Source organism: Ruegeria sp. YKSD179 (assembly GCF_059612885.1).
The window spans coordinates 42180-52484 of the sequence record NZ_JBXWRL010000038.1 but is presented as its reverse complement, the minus strand read 5'-3'; the positions used below and the strand labels follow the sequence as shown (position 1 = coordinate 52484).

General features: G+C 54.5%; 9 protein-coding genes. 4 read left to right on the top strand and 5 right to left on the bottom strand.

Translation table 11 applies throughout. The annotated features are described in order from the left end of the window. From AC2FNE_RS16980 to AC2FNE_RS16965, 4 genes are all read right to left on the bottom strand, one after another. The coding region (locus tag AC2FNE_RS16980) for a TRAP transporter large permease (RefSeq protein ID WP_496805860.1) at nt 1-853 on the bottom strand (853 nt) is incomplete at its 3' end. Between the two features lies 1 nt (nt 854). Next, nucleotides 855-2384 carry an amidase gene (locus AC2FNE_RS16975; RefSeq protein ID WP_496805859.1) on the bottom strand — a complete coding sequence of 510 codons (1530 nt, stop codon included), beginning with the start codon at nt 2382-2384 and terminating at the stop codon, nt 855-857. A 117-nt stretch (nt 2385-2501) separates the two neighbouring features. Continuing rightward, nucleotides 2502-3488 (bottom strand): LysR substrate-binding domain-containing protein, encoded by a 987-nt coding sequence (locus tag AC2FNE_RS16970; protein WP_496805858.1) that lies wholly within the window; start codon nt 3486-3488, stop codon nt 2502-2504. A gap of 545 nt (nt 3489-4033) precedes the next feature. Continuing rightward, nucleotides 4034-4705, bottom strand: a complete 672-nt coding sequence (locus tag AC2FNE_RS16965; RefSeq protein WP_170606338.1) for a deiodinase-like protein — start codon at nt 4703-4705, stop codon at nt 4034-4036. Between the two features lie 246 nt (nt 4706-4951). Here AC2FNE_RS16965 and AC2FNE_RS16960 point away from each other — a divergent pair, with 246 nt between their 5' ends. Further along, nucleotides 4952-6421, top strand: coding sequence for a tetratricopeptide repeat protein (locus AC2FNE_RS16960; RefSeq protein ID WP_496805857.1), 1470 nt, complete (start codon nt 4952-4954; stop codon nt 6419-6421). A gap of 139 nt (nt 6422-6560) precedes the next feature. Here the strand turns inward: AC2FNE_RS16960 and AC2FNE_RS16955 are convergent, their stop codons facing one another. Further along, nucleotides 6561-7193: a tyrosine-type recombinase/integrase gene (locus AC2FNE_RS16955; RefSeq protein WP_170606335.1), complete on the bottom strand. Its 633-nt coding sequence runs from the start codon at nt 7191-7193 to the stop codon at nt 6561-6563. A 411-nt stretch (nt 7194-7604) separates the two neighbouring features. Here AC2FNE_RS16955 and AC2FNE_RS16950 point away from each other — a divergent pair, with 411 nt between their 5' ends. The 3 genes from AC2FNE_RS16950 to AC2FNE_RS16940 are packed head-to-tail and all read left to right on the top strand — an operon-like array spanning nt 7605 to nt 10204. Next, the gene (locus AC2FNE_RS16950; RefSeq protein ID WP_496805856.1) at nt 7605-9164 is read left to right on the top strand and encodes an acetolactate synthase large subunit; all 1560 of its coding nucleotides are present in this window, start codon (nt 7605-7607) and stop codon (nt 9162-9164) included. A gap of 36 nt (nt 9165-9200) precedes the next feature. Then, on the top strand, nt 9201-9842 hold the full coding sequence (locus tag AC2FNE_RS16945; RefSeq protein ID WP_496805855.1) for an alpha/beta family hydrolase: 642 nt from the start codon (nt 9201-9203) through the stop codon (nt 9840-9842). After that, nucleotides 9818-10204, top strand: coding sequence for an HAD family hydrolase (locus AC2FNE_RS16940; RefSeq protein ID WP_496805854.1), 387 nt, complete (start codon nt 9818-9820; stop codon nt 10202-10204). The genes AC2FNE_RS16945 and AC2FNE_RS16940 overlap by 25 nt, the downstream gene beginning before the upstream one ends. The last annotated feature ends 101 nt before the right edge of the window (nt 10205-10305 follow it).

Below are 10305 nucleotides of genomic sequence, written 5' to 3'. Positions count from 1 at the left end.
CCGAAATCGCCGCGAGAATGATAAAGATCGTCCCGGTCATCTTTGCCGTGGCCTCGACCGCGTCAAAGATCATCCGCCAGTTCAGACCTTTATAGAACTGGCCAGCCAGCAGCGCGAAGAACACGGCTATGGCCGACCCTTCTGTAGGTGTTGCCAATCCGAACACCAGAGAGCCAAGGATCACAACCGGAAGACATAGCGCCGGTGCCGCGTTCACCAGACTTGGCAGGAACCGCGGCAGATCGTCAGACGCACCACCGGGGTGTCCTTTGAAATGTGCTATGATCGCGTTCAAGGTCATTAGCGCCGCGGCAAGCAACAGGCCGGGAACAACCCCCGCAATGAACAAGGCCGCGACCGAAGCCCCGGTCAGGCCACCATAAATGATCATGATAATTGACGGTGGGATTATGGGGCCAATCATCGACGATGCCGCAGTGATTGCGCCTGCGTAATACGGGTCATAGCCCCGCGCTTTCATTTCCGGCACAAAAGTGCGCGACAAGGCCGCGCTGTCGGCAATGGCAGAGCCAGAAATGCCAGCAAAGAACACGCTGGTTAGAATGTTCACATGGCCTAAACCACCGCGAAACCGCCCAACAATGGCCATCGCGAAATCAATCAGGCTGCGCGTCACCCCTGCACGGCTCATGATCTCGGCGGTCAAAATGAACAATGGCATTGCCATAAAAGCAAAGACATCAAGCTGCGCGAAAATGCGTTGCGGCAGGACCGACAGGAACTGAGTTTTGTCGACAGCAACAAAGGTCAGGACGGAAACCGCCCCCATCAGATATGCAAAAGCCGTGCCACTGACCAACAACAGGATAAAGATGATGGGGATCAGCCACATGTTACACCGCCGTGCGCAAGGGGTGCGCGTTCTTATCTAGCTTGGTCGTCACGGCGGCAGGATGGGTAATGATAGACCGTAAATCCACGGTCGACGGGGCCAGAGCTTCTATGTTGGCAAGTGGGCGCGCTGTCTTAGCAGATCCTTCGAACAAGGTTTCAAGCGCCTTTGCAGCGGCCAACAACCCGTCATCGCCCCGCACAGGCCCCAAAACCTGCAAACCAAAAGGCATGTCCCCCGCATCGCGTCCGCATGGCAAGGTGATCGATGGTCCGCCCATCAGCGACCCGCGATAGCACAGCGCCAGCCAGCGATAATAGATGTCCATCACCTGCCCATCGATTTCAGTGGCACTAGACTGCGTCCAAGGGAACGGCGAAACTGGCGAGGTCGGCAGGACAATCACGTCAAAATCGGCCATTAGTTTGTTGAACTTGCGTAGAATGCGGGTCTGCTCGGCATGCGCCCAGCCCCGGTCGGCCAAGGACATTGTGCGACCTAATGCGATGTTTTCTTTGATGTGACTGCCAAAACTGTCTGGGTCTTCCTGAACGGCTTTGCCAAAGGCGACTCCGAAACTTTCGGCGCGAAGAATGTCGAAGCAGCGGTCCATATACCCCAGGTCAAGGTCGACCGGGCTACATTGTTTAATCTGCGGTCGCAAAACACCCAGCCGGTCGCGAAAGGTTTCGCGAATGCTGGGATCGACGGGGGCACCACCAAAATCTTCGCTGTATCCAACGCGCAGGTCTTTCAAATCTACCGCGGGCAAGTCCGTAAAGCGATCAGGCGCAGACGGGATTGACAAAGGGTCGTCGGGGTCATGGCCCTGACATACACCCAGCATCAATATCAGGTCATCCATTGTGCGTGCCATCGGCCCAAGAACGGAAATTCCAGACCACCCCACAGGCCGGGTCGGGTGCGCGATAACATCAACCGACGGGCGATACCCAACAACGCCACAAATCGCGGCTGGCATGCGAAGCGACCCGCCGGTATCAGAACCGGTGCAAAGCGGCAGCAGATTTGCAGCCAGCGCCGCTGCGGACCCGCCAGATGATCCACCCACGATCAGATCGGCGTCAAACGGGTTGCCCGTCGCCCCCCACACAGGATTGCGGGTATTTCCGCCCGCACCCATTTCGGGGACATTCGTTTTGGCAAGAATAATTGCCCCCGCTGCACGCAAACGTGCAACCATTGGCAAATCTTCGTCGGGAATATAATCGCTTGCTCGCAAGCTACCATGCGTTGTCAGCAGGCCCCTGGTGTTTTGCAAATCCTTAACGCCAATCGGCAACCCGTCCAGCGGCCCCTTTGGGCATCCAGCTTGCCAGCGCTGCGTCGCTGCCGTGGCTAAACCGGTTGCTACTTCGAAATCAGTTGCCGCCAATGCGTTAATCTTGGGATTGAAACAAGAAATCGCTTCAACGCAAGCCGCCAGATACTCACTTGGCGTCAGGCTTCTGGCCTTGAAGGCCGCAAGTAACTCGCAAGCCGAGAGTGCGAGCAGGTCCTTCTGGCTCAAAGGCTTTTACCAGACGTTGCAATGATCCGAATAGACACCCAAGCCCTCCCAAACTGTGTGTTTGGTTAAGGTAATGAATGGTTCTTGCAAAAAATAATGAATTTCACGCCAAGTACATTAACCAAAAGGAATGGTTTGAGCATCTTCGGTGTTTTGCTGAAGGCACTTTAGGAACAACGACAACGTCGCGTTCCGCGCGATTTGGTCTTTTCGCCAAAAACAACGTGCTTCTGACAACAAGTCGTGCGTATCAAGCGGTAGAGTTACAGTTTCACCACGCGCGGCCTGCGCTTTTGCCAGTCGCTGCGGGAGAAAGCCGAGCGCGGGCATTGCTCTTAAGAGTTCAAGATTCAGGGCGAGTGACAAAGACGCAATTGTATTGGTTGGAGGCGGCAGTCCATTTGCGGCAAAAAGTGCGTCTACTGCCTGGCGCGCAACCGAATTTGGTTGCGGCAGTATCCAAGGAAAACTTGCGGCATCGGCCCACGCCACTTCACCGACCTGAGCAAGCGGATGATTTCGCCCGGCAACAACGACCACAGGTTCGGAGATCAATGCCATTTGGTCGATGCCATCCAATTCCTGCGGCTGCCAAATCCTCGCGATCACCAAATCAAGCGCGCCTGCCTCCAGCTGTGGCAAAAGTTCAACAAAATGCCCTTCGGAAACGGATACGTTTGCTTGCGGGGTACCGCGCTTAAACAGTGCAATGGTGCCAGGCAACAAGGTGGATGCAACCGAACTGACAACGCCAATCGAGACAGACCCAGAAACGCCGCTTGTCATCGCTTCAATGTCAAAAGCTGCGCGATCAAGTTGACTAAGTGCCTGGCGCGCATGATCCGCAAGGCGGACACCAATAGGGGTTAGGTACAACCTGTTTCGGTCTCGCATGACAACGGGAACACCAACGATCTTTTCCAACTCGGCAATCTGTTTCGACACGGCTGGCTGCGTCACCCCAAGGGCCTCGGACACTCGCGCGATCAGTTTCAGATCGGCAAGCGCCACAAGTGCGCGTAAGTGCCTAAGTGTGATGCCCTGCTGGAAGCCTTTACCCAAAATTTGTCGCACCTCTCCGCATTGCCACGCTGACTGTGTCATAGCTTTCACGAGGATACACAGGTTTGATTAGTACGCGAAGTTAATCAAGCATTTCGATAGAACACTAAACTCCTCCGTCGTCACGCCTGATGGTAACTTGGTCCGCGATTCTGTCCCGCGCGCGCAAGGTAGCGAAGGTTTTGTGTCGCCCATTCCGGCCATTGGTACGGTTTGCGGCATTGGCCGCTCTGGGCTCAAAGCAGACATTTGCTGCAGCTTGCTTGAACGTCTACTTTGCGGACAAACCGGACATTCACTTCATAAGCCGCAGAAGTTTTTCTGGAAGGACTAGGCTGCTGCTACAGCGCGTTTAAGTTGATTCAGCGCGGTTCTTAGCCTTGATCTCGGACAAGCAATGTTCAGCCTGCCGAAACGTGAGCTTACCCCGTGCGATTTAGAATGGCTTCCACCGCTTTATCCTCCTCGCCAAGACTCTCCTGCAAAAATCTCCTTGAGGTCAATCACTGGGACGTGCGGGGCACCGCTGAGAACATCCGCTCCGGGCTCGAAGTTGTGGTTCCCCACAACCTAAGCCGCTGGATATGCTAAGGGCTTGTCGTGGCGTTTCTTAATGCCGCCGCCCAATCCTCAAGGTGGTTATCGTGATATGGGCCTTGTTCGGATTTAAAGGTCACGATCCCCTTGGCGTCGAGGACATACAAGCGCTCTGGTGCTCCAGCATAATCGTCATTTATCCGATTGTCTGGCCAATCCAGAACAATTTGGCTGTGAAAGCTGTAGGCTTTTCGCCAATCATGGGCCACCTTGGCACGCTCTTTCATATCTTTTGGTTGCGCGTACATTATTTCGTCGGCACGATTTGAGTTTGTATTCCATCCGTCTGTCGGATGCGCTTCCAGCGTGTAAACGAAGACGAACTGAACTGAATTTTCGAATTCGCCAATCAACTGCTTCATACGCTCGGATTGCTGACGAAATATGGGACATGTGTAGCTCCCGAAAATCAACGAGACAGGCGCATCACGAAGATCGGATAGTTTCAGTAAGTCGGATGAAACGTCACCATCCTCACTCAAAACGTGCGCCAAAAAGTCTGGAGCCGGTTCGCCCACGTTGGCTTGGCACCTCTCTTCACCTGCGGCTGCTTTATCGAGATAGTCATGAAAATCAGCTTTACTTAAGCTCATCGCTTCTTTGAATTCATCATCGGACATGCTGTCCATCTGATCACGCATACCGAATGCAATTTTGCTCATTGTTCGTCCTCCGCCACGCCAAATCTACCACTCGTGGCCAAGAAGTCTGTAGCGGTCGTTTGCCAAGTACTTCGGTCGCGCCTGCCAGGTGGACAAAGCGGTCGCGCGGCGTAAGCACATGTCCGATCGAAACAGAGCGCATCGCTGCCCAGATGGCAGTTCGGACATATCGCACAATTTTGTGTATTATGAAGCCGAGCCATACGCTCAAACAATTTCGAACAATAGCAATTTTGGAGACGATTTATGCAGCATTTGCATACCAAAGCCCGCAATACTCTTGTCGCCTGTATTAGCTCGTTCTTTGTTTTCGTACCCGCAGTCTCAGCAGAGGCTAATTTCCAGACGACATGCAACCAAAAAGCGGATCAGGCATTCAATGAAGGCCTGAACCTCATCCACAACATGATGTATATTCAAGCCGAAGAAGCGTTCAATATGGCAGCGGCGGCAGATCCAGCATGTGCTATGGCGCAATGGGGTATCGCGATGTCGAACTTTCATCCTCTTTGGCCCGGCACTCCAAGTGAAGCCGAAACAGAGAGAGGGTCTGCTGCAGCCGAAAAACTCGCGTCAATGTCCACCGAAAGCGCCCTTGAACAAGCGATGATGGATGCTGCTGCTGCTTTCTACGCCCCGAACCAAGAAGGCTACCGCGCTCAGCTTACTTCGTGGGCAGAGACACAAATCGCTGCGGCGGACCAACATTCCGACGACGTAGACGCTGCGGCTTTCGCATCGCTGGCGCGCCTTGCAACCGCGCCGCGGGGCTCCGACGGGATCAAAGTGAAGTCGCAGGTGGGAGACACGCTCGACGAACTTCACCAAAAGGTACCAGAACATCCCGGTGTCATACATTACGCCATCCATGCTTATGACAATCCGCCCCTAAAGGATCGAGGCAGGCTATATGCCAAGATTTATGACAAAACGGCTCCTAGCGCTCCACATGCGCTGCATATGCCCGCCCACATCTTTACACGGACAGGGGAATGGGAAAAATCAATCGATCTGAATGGCCGATCGGCCGAAGCTGCTCTTGAACAATCCAAAGACGTTGTGCAAAGCCATTATGCGCATGCCATCGACTATATGGTTTACGGCCATTTGCAACTTGGCGATGTGGACGAAGCCGAAAGGCTCGTCGGCGAAATGCTGGCAATCCAAAACCATCAGGTCAGTTTCGGCAGCGCTTATGCACTGGCGGCTGCGCCTGTTCGGCTGCCTCTGGAGCAAGAACAATGGGAGATCGCCGCAGCGTTGTCAGAGGAGATGCATCCGGTCATTCCATGGGAGAAATTCCCGCAAACCGTTGCTATGCGGGTGTTCGCCATCGGTATAGGCGCAGCCCGTAGTGGCGATGTTAACAACGCGCAGAGCGCGGTTGCTGAACTTAAGTCGCTGCACGCCACGATGGAAGACCGCGGACAGGGCTACTGGGCGCAATTGACCGAAGCGCAGATTTTGACGGTTGAAGCTTGGATTGAGTTGGCCAACGGTGACGCCGAAATTGCGGTGGCCAAGCAGACTGCCGCGGCCGATCTCGAGGATAAGATTGGCAAAAGTCCGGTTACGCCCGGCCACGTACTTCCGGCTCGAGAACTTCTGGGGGACATGTTGATGGTGCTAGGAAAGCCCGATGAAGCTGCGGTCGCTTATCAGGCGACGCTGGATCTTTCTCCAAACAGAGCACGGAGCCTCGCGGCACTTCAATAAGTGCACCCAATACACTCGGTCGGTGCTTAGTTTTTTTCAGCGGCATCGGCCGCTTTGGCCTCAACGCTGACATCCGACAGATTTGGTCAGATGACTGGTTTGAGGTTGCGAGCGGACATTTCGACCGCTCGCAGGGTGGTCAGATGTCGATCTGTTCAGCAATGCACAAAGCGTCGTCAAGTTCAACGCCAAGATACCGCACCGTGCTATCAACTTTGGCATGTCCGAGCAGCAACTGGACTGCGCGCAGGTTTCCGGTCTTTCGATAAATCAACGCCGCCTTTGTGCGTCTGAGCGAATGGGTGCCATAGTTTCGCGGATCAAGGCCGATCCCGGCCACCCAGTCTCGGACGATCCTTGCATATTGCCGTGTCGACAGGAATGGTCGATCGTGCAAACGACTTGGAAAAAGGTTCACACAGCCCTTCATATTGGAGCTGCACACCCAGTCCCGGATTGTCTGCCTTATGTTTTCCGATACCTCGAACTGCACTGGTTTCTGTGTTTTGCTTGCAATGACTGTGACGCGGTCGCGGACACAGTTTCCAACAAAAAGATCGACGACTTTCAATCGGAGCAGGTCGCAGCCGCGCAGTTTGCTGTCAATCGCAAGATTAAACAGGGCCAGGTCCCTGCGGTTTCCAGCGAGTTCGAGCCTTGTTCGGATCGCCCAGACCTGCTTGGGAAGCAAGGGGCGCTTTTGGCCAACGCTCCTGCCCTTGTTCCAGGGAGAACGGGTATTATGAACGACTGGGAGTTTGACATTGGACATTTTCGACTTCCTCTCTCCATCCCTCCCACTCCGGACATCAACACCCTGTTGACGGGCCAGGTTTATCAGAGCGCCCTTGGTGTATCCGAAATGCCATGCCTCATCGAAGTTGCACTCGGTAGTCTCACATAAGGTCAAACCCGTTTCGCGCCCTGCTCATTTAGTAGAAGCGTGCCCTCAAAAAACGGTTGAACGGGAGCGCTCCACCAGTTTGACGGTGACATAGCCGATCATGGGGTGGGGTCAGTCAGGCTTGCAGCGTTTGCCCATGGTTTCTTGCAGCCCGACTTCGACCGGACGGTCCATTGCGTGCCACAAGGTCGAGATTGAGAGGAAAATATGTTTAGAAAGAAAGCCTTTTCGTGCGAGCATTGTAATCAAATGACCGCTTGAAATCAGGCTAAGGAAAAAATGAACGGCGCTCAATCACTCGTAAAAACCCTGTTGAACAATGGCGTGGATACAGTTTTCGCAAATCCCGGCACCTCGGAAATGCACTTTGTCGCTGCCTTGGATGAACACCCGGAGATGAATTGCATTCTTTGCCTTTTCGAAGGAGGAACGACGGGCGCGGCGGATGGGTATTTTCGCATGAAACGTGATGTTGCGGGCACGCTGCTGCATCTTGCGCCCGGCTTTGGCAACGCATTTGCCAATTTGCACAACGCCCGAAAAGCAGGGTCCGGGATCTTGAACGTCGTGGGCGATCACGCGAAGCATCATCTGCGCTACGAAAGCCCTTTGAAGGGAGACATCCTCGGTATCAGCCAAGCGGTCAGTCATTGGACGCGAGTGTCATTCAATGCCACCGATGTAGCTACGGATGGAGCTGCAGGGGTTCAAGCAGCCCGCGCGCAAAACGGCCAGATCGCGACCCTTGTCCTGCCTGCCGACACAGCTTGGAACGAAGCGAACGCAGCGGCAAACCGTTGGGACAGCATAGAAAGACTCCGTCGGCCGTCAATAGGCGAGATAGAGGCCGCGGCAACCCGTCTTGTGACGCCGAACGCCGTGCTGATGATTGGCGGATCAGCCCTGTTTGGACCGCAGCGCAAACTTGCTGGACAAATTGCAGCCGCGACGGGGTGCCGGTTGTTGGCCGATACTCTGATACCGCGCATTTCCAAAGGCGCAGGAACAGCAAAGCTAGACCAACTGGTCTACCCGATATCGCCCAAGATCGCTCAGCTCAAAGCAACAGCTTCGGTTACCCTGCTTGGCGCAAATAGGCCAGTCGCCTTTTTTGCCTATCCCGGGAAACCGAGCGTGCCCGAACCTCCGAATTGCCCCATTACCGACTTGTGTACGCCCACAGATGATATCGAGTGGACGCTGCAAGCGCTCGCCGACGCGGTCGGGGTCACATGCATAACGGTAGCAGAAACCCATTCGCTCGATCTGCCGGACATTCCCAGCGGGCAGTTGACCCTCGAAAAAGTTGGTTTGGCGTTGGCTGCGCTGATCCCGGAAAACGCCATCATCTGCAATGAGTCTGTTACCTCCGGGTTTCATGTCATTCCACCGACAGCCACCGCTCGTCCGCATGATCTGCTCGCTGGCACCGGCGGCGCGATTGGGCTGTGTTTGCCTTGCGCAACGGGTGCGGCCACCGCCTGCCCGGACCGAAAAGTCGTAGCCCTGACTGGGGATGGGTCGGCCATGTATACGCTACAATCACTGTGGACCATGGCGCGGGAAAATCTCGACGTCACGGTGATTGTTTTTGCAAACCGCGGTTATCAAATTCTGCGCGATGAACTCACAAACGTCGGCGTGGCGAACTATGGTCAGAATGCTCAGGCTATGTTTGACGTGGAGAACCCGGCACTGGACTGGGTATCTCTGGCGAAAGGCCACGGTATTCCTGGGACACGCGCAGATGACATGGACAGCTTTGCAAAGGCGCTCTCCGCCGGTCTCTTCAGCGACGGGCCATCTCTGATCGAAGTTGTGTGTCCCTCGCCGGCATGAGTATTCTGAGGCGGAACCTGAAGAGCAGACGAGACTATGCCCACCGACTTCGTTGAACTCGGCCCCAAGGTAGCAAGTGCAACTATTCTGCTTGCCCATGGCGCAGGCGCCCCGATGGATGCCCCTGGCATAACAGCAATTGCAGAAGCACTTGCAGCGCAAAACCTCAGGATCGTTCGATTTGAATTCGCCTACATGGTGCAGCGCCGAACCGAAGGCAGTCGCAAACCCCCTCCCCGCGCAGACAAACTGAACTCTGAGTATCTCTCTGCAATCGAAGAGCTCAAAGTTGATGGCCCGCTGATCATTGGTGGAAAGTCCATGGGTGGGCGCGTGGCCAGTATGATTGCGGATGAGCTATTTGAAGCGGAACGCGTCGTTGGTTTGCTCTGTGTGGGCTATCCGTTCCACCCGATCGGCAAACCCGAGAAGCTACGTACCGAGCATCTACAATGTCTGCGAACGCCAACGCTGATCTGTCAGGGAACACGGGACCAGTTTGGCACGAAGGATGAAGTCAGTAGGTACTATCTTTCATCAGCAATACAAATGAGTTGGTTTGAAGACGGAGATCACGATCTGAAGCCACGCAAACGGGTTTCAGGTTTTACCCACGCTGACCACATGAACGCGATGGGCGCAACAGTTTCGGCTTGGATAGACGGGATAAACATATAGGGCTGCTGTTCGGCACCTCCGTGCGAGAGGAATTCGTAATCGAAAACGGCGAGCCGCAGTTTGTACGAACCTATCGCGTCGATCACCTGAACAACTGGGATGGAAAACCTCGCCTGATCAAAAAGGTTATCGGCCGCACACCCATATTTGCAGCGGGAAACTCAAACGGTGATCAACAGATGCTGCAAAACACAGCATTGGGCGGCGGGATGTCCATACTGGTGCATCACACCGACAGAGATCGGGAGTATGCCTATGACAAACACACAGACAAAGTCATGCCGCTTGCGACCAAGAAAGGTTGGATGGTGGTGGATATGGCACAGGATTGGAACAAGATCCGGGCAGACGGGTCGGAATGATCCTATTGACTAGCCCTGAAGTAAACTAGCAAGGCGCTCTTTGTTGCCTCAATCGTATGTCGCCAACACGCGTAGTCGCCCGATTACGCAGTTCATAGTGA